Annotated in this window: 12 protein-coding genes; 10 read left to right on the forward strand and 2 right to left on the reverse strand. The window is 62.3% G+C overall.

Features of this window, described 5'->3' with window-relative positions; genetic code table 11:
* The first annotated feature begins 10 nt into the window (after positions 1-10).
* A complete protein-coding gene (locus ACTQX9_RS02980) occupies positions 11-859 on the forward strand; it encodes a hypothetical protein (protein WP_441540453.1) in 849 nt (282 codons plus the stop codon).
* Here the strand turns inward: ACTQX9_RS02980 and ACTQX9_RS02985 are convergent.
* Together ACTQX9_RS02985 and pyk are read right to left on the reverse strand one after the other, a co-directional pair.
* Positions 856-1,929 (reverse strand): hypothetical protein, encoded by a 1,074-nt coding sequence (locus ACTQX9_RS02985; protein WP_427795924.1) that lies wholly within the window; start codon positions 1,927-1,929, stop codon positions 856-858. The two genes, ACTQX9_RS02980 and ACTQX9_RS02985, sit on opposite strands and share 4 nt — an antisense overlap.
* A gap of 421 nt (positions 1,930-2,350) precedes the next feature.
* Positions 2,351-3,811, reverse strand: a complete 1,461-nt coding sequence (gene pyk / locus ACTQX9_RS02990; RefSeq protein WP_427793920.1) for a pyruvate kinase — start codon at positions 3,809-3,811, stop codon at positions 2,351-2,353.
* A gap of 442 nt (positions 3,812-4,253) precedes the next feature.
* Here pyk and ACTQX9_RS02995 point away from each other — a divergent pair, with 442 nt between their 5' ends.
* The 9 genes from ACTQX9_RS02995 to ACTQX9_RS03035 all read left to right on the forward strand — a co-directional run bounded on the left by ACTQX9_RS02995 (position 4,254) and on the right by ACTQX9_RS03035 (position 14,559).
* Complete coding sequence (locus ACTQX9_RS02995) at positions 4,254-6,935, forward strand: cation-translocating P-type ATPase (RefSeq protein ID WP_427795219.1); 2,682 nt, start codon at positions 4,254-4,256, stop codon at positions 6,933-6,935.
* Between the two features lie 486 nt (positions 6,936-7,421).
* Positions 7,422-8,375, forward strand: coding sequence for a ribosome small subunit-dependent GTPase A (rsgA, locus tag ACTQX9_RS03000; protein WP_427795936.1), 954 nt, complete (start codon positions 7,422-7,424; stop codon positions 8,373-8,375).
* Positions 8,376-8,632: 257 nt separating this feature from the next.
* Positions 8,633-9,292 (forward strand): Flp pilus assembly protein CpaB, encoded by a 660-nt coding sequence (cpaB, locus tag ACTQX9_RS03005; protein ID WP_427719097.1) that lies wholly within the window; start codon positions 8,633-8,635, stop codon positions 9,290-9,292.
* Positions 9,292-10,929 carry a nucleotide-binding protein gene (locus tag ACTQX9_RS03010; protein WP_441540454.1) on the forward strand — a complete coding sequence of 546 codons (1,638 nt, stop codon included), beginning with the start codon at positions 9,292-9,294 and terminating at the stop codon, positions 10,927-10,929. The genes cpaB and ACTQX9_RS03010 overlap by 1 nt, the downstream gene beginning before the upstream one ends.
* The gene (locus tag ACTQX9_RS03015) at positions 10,926-12,254 is read left to right on the forward strand and encodes a CpaF family protein (protein WP_441540455.1); all 1,329 of its coding nucleotides are present in this window, start codon (positions 10,926-10,928) and stop codon (positions 12,252-12,254) included. Before ACTQX9_RS03010 ends, ACTQX9_RS03015 begins: the two co-directional genes overlap by 4 nt.
* Positions 12,227-13,153 carry a type II secretion system F family protein gene (locus tag ACTQX9_RS03020; RefSeq protein WP_441540456.1) on the forward strand — a complete coding sequence of 309 codons (927 nt, stop codon included), beginning with the start codon at positions 12,227-12,229 and terminating at the stop codon, positions 13,151-13,153. The genes ACTQX9_RS03015 and ACTQX9_RS03020 overlap by 28 nt, the downstream gene beginning before the upstream one ends.
* Positions 13,150-13,791, forward strand: coding sequence for a type II secretion system F family protein (locus ACTQX9_RS03025; RefSeq protein WP_441540457.1), 642 nt, complete (start codon positions 13,150-13,152; stop codon positions 13,789-13,791). The genes ACTQX9_RS03020 and ACTQX9_RS03025 overlap by 4 nt, the downstream gene beginning before the upstream one ends.
* A gap of 10 nt (positions 13,792-13,801) precedes the next feature.
* Positions 13,802-14,035, forward strand: a complete 234-nt coding sequence (locus tag ACTQX9_RS03030; protein ID WP_427719148.1) for a hypothetical protein — start codon at positions 13,802-13,804, stop codon at positions 14,033-14,035.
* 293 nt (positions 14,036-14,328) lie between these two features.
* A complete protein-coding gene (locus tag ACTQX9_RS03035; RefSeq protein WP_154517646.1) occupies positions 14,329-14,559 on the forward strand; it encodes a hypothetical protein in 231 nt (76 codons plus the stop codon).

Consider the following 14,559-nt stretch of genomic DNA (forward strand, 5'->3'; position numbering starts at 1 on the left):
GGGGGTGGCTATGCCAAGTTGGAATATTCATATCGCTCAGACGGAACGACTTCTGGCGCGTGCCGGCGCGCTTGCCGATAACGTGCGCGACCGCAATGCCTTTTTGTTTGGCAGCGTGGTTCCGGACATTTTTGTGGGGTACATGGTTCCCGGTATTGCCGACCCCATCCCGTATCGCATCACGCACTTTGCCAAGCCCGAGCCCATTCCTAAGCCACGCGAGCATGAGTTTTGGGACACCTATGTGGCGCCGTTGCTTAAAGGTGCGCCGGCGGGTGCGCCGGCTGCAGCGACCTCGATTGTCGAAGAGCGTGAAAGGCTCAATCGGGTGCACTATCCGCAGCGCTACAAAGACGCCGAGCCGGTTGACGGCCCCGGTGCCGCCGAGTTTTCGCTCGCGCCCGATGACGTGGCGCAGTCGCTGCTCGATTTGACGCTGGGCGTTTGGTCGCATCTGGTGGCCGATACCGTGTGGAACACGCGCGTGAACCAATATCTCGAGGCGTGCGGCGGCAAGCCGTGCGAGGAGTTCCGCATTAAGAAGCAGGGAGACTTTGACTGGTTTGGCAAGACGCTCGGCATCGTTTCTATCCCGCGTGCGACCGATCGCCTCTATACCGCGGCGGCCCAGTTTGGTCAGTATTCGATTCCACAAGAGTATGTGCTCAAGACCATTGGCGTTATGCACGAGATTGTGCGCGAAAACCCCGGCGATCCGGATCATCCGTCGTACCGTCTGCTGACCGAAGAGTTCTTTGACGCAACGTTTACCGAGGTCGTCGAGCTAACCGAGGCGGGTTTTGCCGCCCGCGTTGCCGCTTCTGACGTCCCCGCAGTCCCTCTGATCGCTAGCTGCTAGCCGGCTGACTTCGCGGTGAACAGTTCATCCCAATTGACCAATAGCTCCCGCCGAAGGGTTTCTGCGGCAGTGAGTTCCAGCTTAGATTTTGGAACGTAAGGGAGCCCCGCCTTTTTATGAATTAGCTCGGCGATGCTGTTAAAGCTCTTCGTGTCCTTGATTTGATCATAGGTTATCTGGATAGCGTCATAGCCCATGCTTGTGAGGGCGGTGGTGCGCTCGGCATCGGAGAGGCTCGCGGCTTCGCTGTCATGGGCGGAGCGGCCTTGGCATTCCAGAATGACGCCCATGCTGTCGGTGCTGCTCTCTATGAGGATATCGGCGTAGCAGCAGGTTTTGTCATACAGTGAGCGCGCGGCGTCGCTGAGTGGGATGCGCACGTTGTTTGCGATATTGATGCCCATGCCGCCCTCGTTGCGGGGGAGCGAGACAAGCATGGAGGTCTGTACTTCGAAGGGCGAGGCGGTCTGTCCCGTCATGTGCTCGGCCGCCCAGCGCAGTTGTTTAACGCCGCGCAGGCCTGCGGCCTGCTTGGCGAACGCGGCAATATCCGCTGCGGAAAGAAGCGGCGTGCGCTTCCACAAGTTGGTGTCATTGCCCTTGGTGTCGACAACACGTTTCCAACCACAGTCGGGCGGAATGAGCTTAAGCGAAATTGCTTCATCGAGCTGCTGCTGCGCCCGTTTACAAGGCGTGAACACTGCAAAGGAGCCGCACATCTCGTAGCAAGCCATGAGTAACTGGTTGCGTGAGACCTGCGTAGCAAGGTTGAGCAGCGTAAACTCGGGCGACGTGACATCAAATCCATGCTCAGTCTGCCTAAACGACCCAGGAGGCGGCTCTTGGGTTAGCAGACGGCTATGAAATAGCTTTCCGTTCGCGCGCTGTTTTCTTTCGCCCACGAATCTCCAGACTGGTGTGCCGAGCAAGTCTTTAAATACTGGTTGTTTTGAGTAATGCACCAAGCGATGGTCATGGTCGGGCGGCAGGATTGCCGGATAGAGTCCCAGTATCTGGGGCGGTATGCGATAGTACTGAAAAGCCGTGGGTCCGCAGGCAAGAAATGACATAGCGATCCGATCGTTTGAGCGTAGTTTGGGCTAGAAAAGCTATCGGTTTCGGAAGTGCGGGGAAAAAGACAAACAGGTCAACCACAAGCGGTATTTAAGTCAACTTTATCAGGGGTTTTGTTGAAATAAAAGGGCTTGTGCTCGGGGGTAGGCGATTTTTCCCCGCACTTCCGAAAACGTGGTCGATTTAGACCTTGCTAAAACGATTTATCAGCCCTGTGTGAGGTGTGGGTTTGCCACCGGGCGAACACTTTTAGCGCTTGGGGCTTTATTTTTTGGGCCTCGGAGGGCGGATTTCGCGCTTTTGGTAAAGAAATGGGTGCGTGTCATGCCGTGCGGTAGGCATCGGCGCACAGAAAAAGGGCCCGGAAGGCAAAGCCTTCCGGGCCCTTTGCAATGCAAGCGTGCTAGCAAGTGCGATTTAGCGCACCTGAGCGACGTAGGCGACGTTGGTCGAGGAAACCTTGTCCTCAAGCTGGACGCTCATACGGGGATCGCCGGCGGTAGCGACGGTCAAATCGCCGGTCTCGACGTAGCCGAGCTCCTTAGCGGTCTCGATCGCCTTGACGATCGTGCCGTTGACGGTGCCCTGGGTAATCTCGGCCTTGTGCGGGATAACGCCCCAGTACATGATCATCTGCTGGACGGCCCACTCGTGGCGGGAGAACGCGCAGATCGGCATGTTGGGACGGAAGTGCGAGATCAGGCGAGCGGTACGGCCGGTGGTCGTCGGCACGGTGATGCACTTGGCGCCAACGGTGGTGGCCATGTTCACAGCGGACATACCCACAACGTTGTTGACGACGCGGGTGCCGTGAGCATCGGTCGGAACCTCGAGCGGAGCGTGAGCCGGGAGGTACTTCTCGGTCTCGAGAGCGATGCTGGCCTGCATCTTGACGGCCTCGACCGGGTACTTACCGGCAGCGGACTCGCCGGACAGCATGACGGCGTCGGTACCGTCGTAAATGGCGTTAGCAACGTCGGCAACCTCGGCGCGCGTCGGGCGCGGGTTCTGCTGCATGGAGTCGAGCATCTGCGTAGCGGTGATAACGGGCTTGTAGGCCGCGTTGCACTTGGCGATGATCTCCTTCTGGATGTGCGGAACGAGCTCGGGCTTGATCTCGATGCCCAGGTCGCCACGGGCGACCATGATGCCGTCGGAAGCCTCGAGGATCTCATCGAAGTTCTCGACGCCCAGGGCGCACTCGATCTTCGGGAAGATCGTCACGTGCTCGCCGCCGTTCTCGCGGCAAAGCTCACGGATGCCGCGGACAGACTCGCCGTCACGGATGAAGGAAGCGGCGATGTAGTCGATGTTCTCGGTCAGGCCAAAGAGGATGTCCTGACGATCGCGCTCGGTGATGGCGGGCAGCGAGATGTTGACGTTGGGCATGTTGACGCCCTTGCGCTCGCCGATCAGGCCGTCGTTCTTGACGACGCAGGTCATGTCCTGGCCGTCGACGGACTCGACCTCGAGAGCAACCAGGCCGTCATCGATCAGGATGAGGGAGCCCTTCTCGACCTCGGAGGGCAGAGCCAGGTAGTCGAGGGAGATGTGCTCAGCGGTGCCGTGGAAATCCTCGGACGTGGGCTGAGCGGTGACGACGATCTTGTCGCCGGTCTTGACGGCAACCTTCTTGCCGTCGACCAGAAGACCGGTGCGGACCTCGGGGCCCTTGGTGTCGAGCAGGATGCCGACGGGCATACCGAGCTCCTTGGAAATACGACGGACGCGCTCGATGCGACCGTGGTGCTCGTCGTAGGAGCCGTGCGAGAAGTTAAAACGGGCGACGTTCATGCCCGCCTTGATCATCTCGCGGATGGTCTCGTCGCTATCGCAGGCGGGACCCATGGTGCATACAATCTTAGTGCGCTTGTACATTCAGACCTCCATCTGACATCGTCTTGCGCTGATAGATAAACCATAAGAAATAAAACTGAGTTGATTATAACGAAATACCGACCGAATACCCCAAAAAATCGACCGTATGCCGAATTAGAAGTTCTTTTTTTACGGAAAAAACGGTATATGAAAAAACTTTACCAACCGCTCTAACCGCTGCTATCTGGGCGATATTTTAGTTTGGCGACACGCCTAAGAAAAAACGTTTTATCAGTATTGAGCATCACACGGTCCGCATCGTTGCATACGGACCATATTTCCAAATGGATTGTTTTGGCTAGACGCGTCGCTTTGGGGTACCATAGCTCCACTATCAACTGCCGCTCAGCACGGCAGCCTTGATGAGCCCTTGCCCTTCTCCTGGGAATTATGATCGGGCATCAATCTGCTGAGTGGCCCGAATCCCAGGAGGGGACTCTATATGCAAAAGGAATACCTGTCCGCTGCGGCGGAGGTGCTCAGCGACCAAGGTGTCGATGAGAACCTCGGCCTGAGCAACGACGAGGCGTCGTCGCGCCTCGCCAAGACAGGCCCTAACAAGCTTGAGGAAGCCGAGAAGACGCCGCTGTGGAAGCGTTTCTTTGAGCAGATGGCCGACCCCATGGTCATCATGTTGATCGTTGCCGCCGTTATCAGCGCGCTCACGGGCATGGTTAAGGGCGAGGCGGACTTTGCCGATGTCGCCATCATCATGTTCGTCGTTATCGTCAACTCGGTGCTGGGCGTGGTCCAGGAAGCCAAGAGCGAGGAGGCCCTCGAGGCCCTTCAGGAGATGAGCGCCGCGCAGTCCAAGGTTCTACGCGACGGCAAACTCGTGCACCTGCCGAGCGCCGAGCTCGTACCCGGCGACGTGATCATGCTCGAGGCGGGCGACTCCGTCCCGGCCGACTGCCGCGTGCTCGAGAGCGCCACGATGAAAATCGAAGAGGCCGCGCTCACCGGCGAGTCGGTGCCGGTCGAGAAGCACGCCAACGTGATCGAGCTTGCCGCGGGCACCGATGACGTGCCGCTCGGCGACCGCAAGAACATGTGCTACATGGGCTCCACCGTCGTGTACGGCCGTGGCCGCGCCGTCGTGGTCGGCACCGGCATGGATACCGAGATGGGCAAGATCGCCGGTGCCCTGGCCGAGGCCAAGGAAGAGCTCACGCCGCTGCAGGTGAAGCTCGCCGAGCTCAGCCGTATCCTCACCATTATGGTGATCGTCATCTGCGTCGTGATCTTTGGCGTCGACATCGTCCGCCACGGCGTGGGCAACGTCCTTACCGACCCGACTGCCCTGCTCGACACCTTTATGGTCGCCGTCTCGCTCGCCGTCGCTGCCATCCCCGAGGGCCTGGTCGCCGTCGTGACCATCGTGCTGTCGCTTGGCGTGACCAAGATGGCCAAGCGCCAGGCAATTATCCGCAAGCTCTCTGCCGTCGAGACTCTCGGCTGCACGCAGACCATCTGCTCCGACAAGACCGGTACCCTTACCCAAAACAAGATGACCGTCGTCAAGCACGAGCTCGCTGCGCCTAAGGAGAAGTTCCTGGCAGGTATGGCGCTGTGCTCCGATGCCCAGTGGGACGAGGAACTGGGCGAGGCCGTGGGCGAGCCGACCGAGTGCGCGCTCGTCAACGATGCCGGAAAGGCGGGCCTCACCGGTCTGACTGCCGAGCACCCGCGCGTGGGCGAGGCCCCGTTTGACTCGGGCCGCAAGATGATGTCCGTGGTCGTTGAGACCCTGGACGGCGAGTACGAGCAATACACCAAGGGCGCGCCCGACGTGGTGATCGGCCTGTGCACCCACATCTACGAGGGCGATAAGGTCGTCCCCCTGACCGAGGAGCGTCGTGCCGAGCTCGTGGCCGCCAACAAGGCCATGGCCGACGAGGCCCTGCGCGTGCTGGCGCTGGCAAGCCGCACCTACACCGAGGTCCCAAGCGACTGCAGCCCCGCCGCGCTCGAGCACGACCTGGTCTTCTGCGGCCTGTCCGGCATGATTGACCCGGTCCGCCCCGAGGTCGCCGACGCCATCCGCGAGGCCCACGATGCCGGTATCCGCACCGTCATGATCACGGGCGACCACATCGACACCGCCGTGGCCATTGCCAAGCAGCTGGGCATCGTCGCCGATCGCAGCCATGCCATCACCGGTGCCGACCTCGATCGCATGAGCGACGAGGAGCTCGACGCGCACATCGAGGACTACGGCGTGTACGCCCGCGTCCAGCCCGAGCACAAGACCCGCATCGTCGAGGCTTGGAAGTCGCGCGACCAGATCGTGGCCATGACGGGTGACGGCGTCAACGACGCCCCGTCCATCAAGCGCGCCGACATCGGCGTCGGCATGGGCATCACCGGTACCGACGTTACCAAGAACGTTGCCGACATGGTGCTTGCCGACGACAACTTCGCCACCATCATCGGTGCCTGCGAAGAGGGTCGCCGCATCTACGACAACATCCGCAAGGTCATCCAGTTCCTGCTTTCGGCCAACCTTGCCGAGGTGTTCTCGGTGTTTATCGCCACGCTCATCGGCTTTACCATCTTCCAGCCGGTGCAGCTGCTGTGGGTGAACCTGGTTACCGACTGCTTCCCCGCGCTCGCGCTGGGCATGGAGGATGCCGAGGGCGACATCATGAAGCGCAAGCCGCGCAACGCCAAGGACGGCGTCTTTGCCGGCAATATGGGTCTGGACTGCGTGGTCCAGGGCTTGATCATTGCCGCGCTGGTGCTGGCGAGCTTCTTTGTGGGCGTGTACTTTGACATGGGCTACATCCACATCTCCGATATGATCGCCGGCGTCGCCGACGAGGAAGGCGTGATGATGGCCTTCATCACGCTCAACATGGTCGAGATCTTCCACTGCTTTAACATGCGCAGCCGCCGCACGTCGCTGTTTAAGATGAAGAAGCAGAACAAGTGGCTGTGGGCCTCTGCCGCGCTGGCGCTGGTGCTGACGGTGATCGTAACCGTGCAGCCGACGCTTGCCGAGATGTTCTTTGGCCCCGTGACGCTTGAGCTCAAGGGCGTTATCGCCGCGCTGGGCCTTGCCTTCCTGATCATTCCGCTGATGGAGATCTACAAGGCGATCATGCGCGCGGTGGAGAAGGAGTAGGTCGAAAGGCCATCCTTCCCACCGGCCCGACCGCCTGCGGGGTTTCTTCTTCGCTGGTCCTCGCGCTTCGCGCTGCGGGATCGTTCGGGAGAAAGGGCTTCCGGGGCGGGCCCTGCGGTATCCTTGCTGGCTTTTCTCCCGCGCGGATGATAAAGGGCTGAGGGAAAGTATGTGAGCTGGTCGGGCTTTGCCCGGCCAGCTCTTTTTGATTTAAAATACCTGCTCAGTTGTGATTTGTGGTGCTGGGAGGCGCTTGTGGGTAAAGCTAGGGCTAAGGCGAAGAAAAAGACGACGGGGGCGCGAGCCAAGCGTGATCGTCGTCGGAAGCTTGCGACCGAAGCCCCCGCGTCTGCCGAGGAGCTGCTGGCGAGCGTACCGGGACTCGATGCGCTGCAGGATGTTCCGGCGTTTGGCGATCTGCCGGTCGCCGCGGCTCAGCAGGCAGCATTTGACGATTTTTGCGCCCAAGCCGAGGAGCCCGAGCAGATGCAGCTGGGTGCCGTGGTGCGCTTAGATCGCGGGTTTCCGCTGGTGGCGACGGCCGACGATACCTTTCGTGCCGAGCATGCCGTGGGGTTTGCCAAGTCGCGTGGCGAGGACGAGGTACTGCTGCCGGCTGTGGGCGACCGTGTGGCGGTGCGTCGTGCACCCGGGCACGACATGGGCGTAATCGAATGCGTCCTGCCGCGACGCACGAGTTTTGAGCGTTGGCGTGGCCGCGCCCGCGGCGAGCGTCAGGTGCTTTGTTCCAACGTGGATAGCGTGCTGATCGTGCAGGCACTTGGCGCCGGCGAAGTGCTGCTCGACCGCGTGGCGCGCTCGCTGGTTTTGGCGCTCGACTGTGATGCCGAGCCGGTGGTGGTGCTTACCAAGGCCGACCGCTGCGAGGCCGCGGAACTCGAGCGCGATCTGGATCGCGTGCGCCGTCTGGTGGGCCCGGACGTGCGCGTGATCGTGACGTCCTCTGCCGAAGGCCGTGGTTTGGATGAGGTGCGCGCCTGTGTGCCGGCGGGAACGTGCGCCATGATCCTGGGTGAGTCGGGGGCCGGAAAGTCGACGCTGCTCAATGCGCTGCTGGGCCACGATGCGCTGGCTACCGGTGGCGTGCGCGAGCGCGACGACCAAGGCCGCCATACCACGGTCGCGCGCGTGATGGTGGCGCTGCCGGGCGACGCCGGCGTCATTGCCGACGCTCCGGGCCTGCGCAGTTTGCCGCTCGTTGGTCACGAGCGGGGCCTGGCGCGTGCCTTCCCCGAGATCGTCGAGGCGTCGCGTGCGTGTCGGTTTGGCGACTGCACGCATACCCACGAACCGGGCTGCGCCGTTCGCGAGGCCGCCGATGCCGGGCAGATCGATGGCCTGCGCCTGGAAACGTTCCAAAACTTGGCGTCATCCATGCGTGTGAGTGCCCAAATGCTCGATCCCGATGTCCATCTGTAATTGAATTTATCTATGACAGCCGTCTTCCAACTGTGCGGGAGGCGGCTTTTTTACTGGCGATGCGCCCTTAAATGAGCGTTTTGCCGACGCGCTGACCAAAACCTTGCCGCGGGCTTGACGGGTTGGTCAGCTCTTGGCTGGTAATTGGTTTGACACTTAAAACCAAGATGGTGATCGTGCTGTTTTGTTGCTTGGCCGCTCGGACAATAGTGGTACGGGCATCCCATCCGCCCAGTGCTGTCTTGAGAGGAGCTGCCGTGAACAAGAGCAAGCGCATCGCCATCAGTCTGGCAGCGGGCGTGCTCGCCGCGGCACTCTGCATGGTTTACGGGTCATCGGTTCGTTCGCGGGCTGAGCAGGCCCAGGCCGAAACCTTGGCCAAATACGGCGGCGATCGCGTCGAAGTTTGCGTTGCCGCACGTGATATCGATGTGGGTGAGACCCTCGACGAGACCAATGTCGTAACCCAAGAGTGGCTCGCGAGCCTGCTGCCGCGCGATGCGGCGACCGAACTGCGCCAGGTGCGTGGCGACGTGACGACCTCGCGTATTCCCAAAAATGCCGTGGTCTGCGATGTCTACACCAAAGCCGAGAGCCATACGCTCGAGGTGCCCAAGGGCAAGGTTGCCGTTTCGGTGGCGGTCGATGCCGAGCATTCGGTGGGCGGAGCCGCAGGCGTGGGCAGCTATGTGGATGTGTACGTGCAAAAAGACGGCGTGACCGACCGGCTGTGCGGCGCGTATGTGATCGATACCAGCGACGAGGCCGGTGCCACGCGCGAAGGCAAGGTCGAGTGGGTGACGCTGGCGGCCGACCCCAAAGACGTCAAGGAATTGCTGGGAGCCTCGGGCAAGGGAACGGTCAGCTTGACGATTCCCGCCACGGCACGCGGCAAAAAGAGCGGAGGCGACGAGTGATGAAGGCGATCTGGCTTGCGTGCTGCGCGTGTGGCGATTACGGACTGCTGCAGCAGGAAGTCGAGGGCCGCGATGCGGGCGCGCAGGTGCTTCGCGTGGGCGACCTAGACGGGTTGGTGTCTATGGCTCGGGCGTTTCCTTCGCGCCGTGGCGCTGCCATTATCGCGGCATCCCTGTTTGATACTAAAGATGTGCGAGAGACCGTCGCGCGCCTGACTGCCGAAGGACGCGTGAGCCGCGTCGTCGTGTTGATAGAGGCGCTCGATCCGTCGGATATCGAGGGGCTGTTTCGCGCGGGGGCGACCGAGGTCATCGCTGCGCACAGCATATGCGGCAGCGGACATGTGGGCGAGGGAGCGGTTGATTCCGATTGGGGCGTGTCGCCTGAGCCCGATGTTTTTGTTGATAGGGAACCCGGGGCGCCTCGCGCTACAAGAGGCCCGCGTGTTGATGACTATGGGAAAGCGGAAGCCGAGCATGTTCGGCGCCCCCCGGGCCCCCTTGCATGTGGTGACGTCGGAGCGTCGGTGCCGTATGGCGAAGACCTCCTGGCCGTAGATATGGGATACGTGCACGGCGTGAGCCTGGCCGATGGACTCGATGAGGTCGAGGGCCTTGTCGCGGGTGATGGTCCGCACGTCGACGTGACAGCGGAATCCCCAGTTCCGCCCCTACCGTTTGAGCAGCCTGCCGTGCCGGCGTGGACGCAGCACTTGGGTGCGGCTGGCGAGACGGGGACGTTGCCGCCCACGTCGTCAGCCCCTGCACCGCTGGCAGACACTGCGTCGACGTCGCATCGAGCTCCGGTCATCTGCGCCGTCTCGGGATCGGGCGGCTGTGGCAAATCGACGATTGTCGCCACGATGGCGCATGCCGCTTCGTTGCTGGGTCTGCGAGCTGCCGTACTCGATTTGGACCTAATGTTTGGAAATCTCTACGACTTGCTGGGCGCCGATGCCCCGCATGACATGGCGACACTTATCGAGCCGTCGGTCGCGGGCGCACTTGCGGAGCCAGACGTGGTCGCTGCATCGATGCGCGTTGCCCCAGGCGTTACGCTTTGGGGGCCTGTCGCAGCGCCCGAGCGCGCCGAGCTCATGGCGCGTCCGGTAGAGCTGCTGCTCGACATCTTGCGTCGTGAGTCCGACGTGGTCCTTATCGATACCTCGGTCTTTTGGGGCGATGCCGTGGCGGCTGCGGTGGCGGCGTGCGACCGTTGCCTTGTCGTGGGTGATGCGGCAGTTTCTTCCGCGACGTCTGCAGCGCGCGTCATTGAGCTGGCGAGCCGTGTGGGCGTGCCGCGCACGCGCATGAGCGCCGTATTCAACCGATTCGGCGCGCGTGGGGCGGACGAGGATGTCGCCATGCGCTTTGAGATTGCCTGTGCGTTGAGCTCCAAGATTCGTATCGCCGATGGCGGGCAGGATCTCGCCGCGCTCATGGCGTTTGGGCGCGCTGACGAGGCAGTGGGGCAGACCAGCGCTTTTGCGACCAGCGTGCGCGAGGCCACGCGTGAGATGCTCGTGGAACTGGGGTGCGCCGTCGGCCCTTGGAGCGATATGGTCGCCGACCGTGCAACGCGCACCGAACGCCCGCGCATCCGCCTTCCCTGGTCGCGTGAGGGTGATTGCCGATGAGCCTGCAAACGAGAATTAAAGCAGCCGGTGCGGCAGCGGCGGCGGCACCTGTCGATGTGGGACGGCGCCGCGCGGTCAAGCGCCGCACCAAGCGGGCCGTGATGGACCGCGTGGGCTACGACGAGGTGGCACGCATCAGTGCCTACGTCGATCCGGTTCTTGCCCGCTCGGAATTGCGTCCTGCGGTGGAGGCGGCACTCAACGTGGAAGAACCGACCGACCTGGCGACGCCCGAGCGTGAGACCATCATCAACGAGATCTTGGATGACGTGGTGGGCTTGGGCCCGCTGCAGCCGCTCATCGAGGACGACACCGTCACCGAGATTATGGTCAACGGTTGCCGCTCGGCTTTCTTTGAGCGCGGCGGGGTCTTATACCCCATCGAGCATGCGTTTGAGGATGACGAGCAGATTCGCGTGCTCATCGACCGCATCATCTCGCCGCTGGGCAGGCGTATCGACGAGCGCAGTCCCATCGTCAACGCCCGCCTCAAGACAGGTTATCGCGTCAACGCGGTGATTCCGCCCGTGGCGATCGATGGGCCGATCCTCACTATCCGCAAGTTCTCGGATCGCATCTGTTCGTTGGACGAGCTTGTGGGTCTGGGGTCGCTGCCGCTTTGGTATGCGCAACTGCTTTCGTGTGCAGTGTCGCTGCGCCAAGATTTGGCGGTTGCGGGTGGTACGGGGTCGGGCAAGACTACGCTGCTCAACGCGCTATCGTGCGAGATATCTACCGGCGAGCGCATCGTGACGATCGAGGATTCCGCCGAGCTCAAGTTCGCGCATCACCCGCATGTGGTTCGCCTGGAGGCGCGCGAGGCTTCAATTGAGGGTGAGGGTGCGGTGACAATCCGCGACCTGGTGACCAACGCCCTGCGTATGCGTCCCGACCGTATTGTGGTGGGTGAGGTACGCGGTGCGGAATGTTGCGACATGCTGCAGGCCATGAACACGGGCCACGATGGGTCGCTCACCACGCTTCATGCGGGCACCGAGCAAGAGACCGTGGTGCGTTTGACGCTGCTTGCGCGCTATGGCATCGATCTGCCGAGCGAGCTTATCGAGGAACAAATCGCTATGGCGCTTGACGGCATCGTGATGTCCGAGCGCCATGCGGACGGCCGGCGTTTTGTGTCCTCCTATTCGGGGGTGCGACGCGGCGCGTCGGGTGGCGTGGAACTCGAGCGCTACGTGACCTTCGATGCCGCCGAGCGCACCTGGACCCTCAACCGCGAGCCGCCGTTTATCGCAGAGGGCTTGCGCTCGGGAACGCTTACGCAGGAGGAGGTGGAGGAATGGAGGTCGTTGTGCCCCTCGTCGTAGGGGGCCTTGCCGGGTTTTCGGTCGCGACGGTATGCGGAGTGGAGCCTCATGTGCCGAGGGTGCCGCCGGCGGAGCTGGTGCGCCAGACGCTCGAGACGGCGGCAGAGAAGCTGCCGCGTGAGCTGGTGGAAAACGATCTGCTGAAAAAGATCGCCCGCTCCTGGGTATCGTTGGTTCCCGTGCGCCGCATCGGTCTTGTCGTTGAGGATGATGCTTCACGCTTGGCGTTCCTGTTGCTATCGAGTGGCGTCTGCTGCCTTGCGCTTGCCGTGGTGTCGCTATCGCCCATCGGCTTTGTTTTGGGGGCGGTTGCGCCCTTTGCCGCGGGCGCCGCACGCGACATCTTTGACCACCGACGCGAGCAGCGCGATGTGGAGGAAGCCATGCCCGAGGCCTTTACGGCACTTTCCATGTCGCTTGCCTCGGGACATTCGCTGGCCCAGGGCATGCGGTTTGTGGGCGCTCACGCGCAAGAGCCGGTGCATACCGAGTTTCTGCGGGTAGCGGCGGCGATCGACTGTGGCATTTCGGCTGCCGATGCGCTCGACGACCTGCTTGTCCGCATCGACGCCCCCGGGCTTTCGCTTGTCACGTTGGCGCTCAAGGTGTCGCAGCGGACCGGTGCCCCGCTTGCCGATCTGCTGTCCGAGGCGTCGAGAATGGTGGGGGAGCGTATCGAGCTCAAGCGCCGCCTGGATGTCAAAACGTCGCAGGCGCGCATGTCGGCGCATATGGTCGCGGCGATGCCGGCGGGTATGTGCGCGGTGCTGGCCCTGCTTTCGGCAGATTTTCGCTACGGTCTCGCAACGCCGGTAGGCGCCGGCGCCGTGGTTCTGGGGCTTGCCCTTAACGGCGTCGCCCTGGTGGTTATCCGGCGCATTATGCGGGTGGAGCTGTGAGCGCCCTGGTTGCCGCCGCGGCTTGCCTGTGCGCCTTCGGCGTATTTGTCGCGACGGGCCTGGAGCGCTCGGATGTGCGCAAGACCATGGAGATTTTCAGGGGCGAGGCGGTGCTAGTCGTTGCTGCGGCCCATTCGGTGATCGATTCCGCTATTGCGTGGGTGAGGGGCGCATTTGGCGTGGACAACTCAGCGCAGGTTTCGCTCGGTGAGGTGTCCGAGATGATTGATGTGGTGCGCCTGGGGCTTTCCGCCGGCCTTTCGTTCGATGCGGCGCTCGAGATCTTTTGCGCCAATTGTCGATCGACGCTGACTGTTCGGCTTGAACGGGCATGCATGGCGTGGCAGGTGGGCGTGGGAGCGCGCGAGGACGAGTTGTTGGCGGCCGCGCAGGACCTGGACGTGCGGGCGCTCGAGACCTTTGCCATTACGGTGGGTCAAGCGCTCGCCCTGGGTGCCCCGCTTGCCGAGACCCTTGCTGTCCAAAGTCGCGAGATCCGCGCCGCCCATCGTGCCGCGGTCGAGCGCGAGATTGAACGAGCGCCCGTCAAGCTGCTGATTCCCACCGGCACGCTCATCTTGCCGGCACTGCTGTTATCCATATTGGGCCCGCTGCTGGGAGCAGGCGGGATGATGTAGGGAGGAATACATGAACAAAATGGCTGACGTTATGGGTAGGGTTTGGAGCCGGACGCTTTACCGTGCAATGCGTTCCTGTCAACGTGCCAAGGCGCTGGTGCAGGAGGAAAGCGCGCAGGGTACCACCGAGTACGCCATCTTGGTCGGCGTGCTTGTGGTAATCGCGATCATTGCCATCGTTGCATTTAAGGGCAACGTCGAAAAGCTATGGAACGCGATCAAAGACGGCATCAACAGCCTGTAGAAGGCGGGCATTCTGTTGGCGTGCTGCTGGTGCTCGCTTGCCTGATTGTGGCGATAGCGGCGACGCTCTGGGGGCTGAATGCCGTGCGACAGCAGCGTTCTGGGGCCGTCGCGGATGGGAGCTCGGGCGCGGTGGCGCCTCCCGATGACAAAGCGCGGGACACGGCCGACAGGGATGCCGCCGTCACGGCACAAACTTTTCTGCGCGCCCTCGACGAACGGGCGGATGCTGCGGCGGGTCCATCTGCGGACAACGCAGTCGCAGCCCGGCTGACATGGGCCGAGGAGCGACCGATGACCGAGGCTGCCGCGGACCTGTTGCGTGTTTATCGCGAGGTGCCCACAGCCCAGCTCGCTCTAAGCGGTTACCTCGACATCAAGGGCAACGTATGGGGCGCCATCGTGCGCGATGGGCGCGGCTGGGTCGACATGGTGACGGTTGCCGCGGATGCCGGCGACGCCTCGTGCCGCTTACGCGCGGTGCGCTTGGTTCCGCAAGCATCGGGGTCAAAGGAGGGATCGTGA

The sequence above is a fragment of the Collinsella sp. LCP19S3_F2 genome (genome assembly GCF_052121015.1).
Taxonomy (GTDB): Bacteria; Actinomycetota; Coriobacteriia; order Coriobacteriales; family Coriobacteriaceae; genus Collinsella.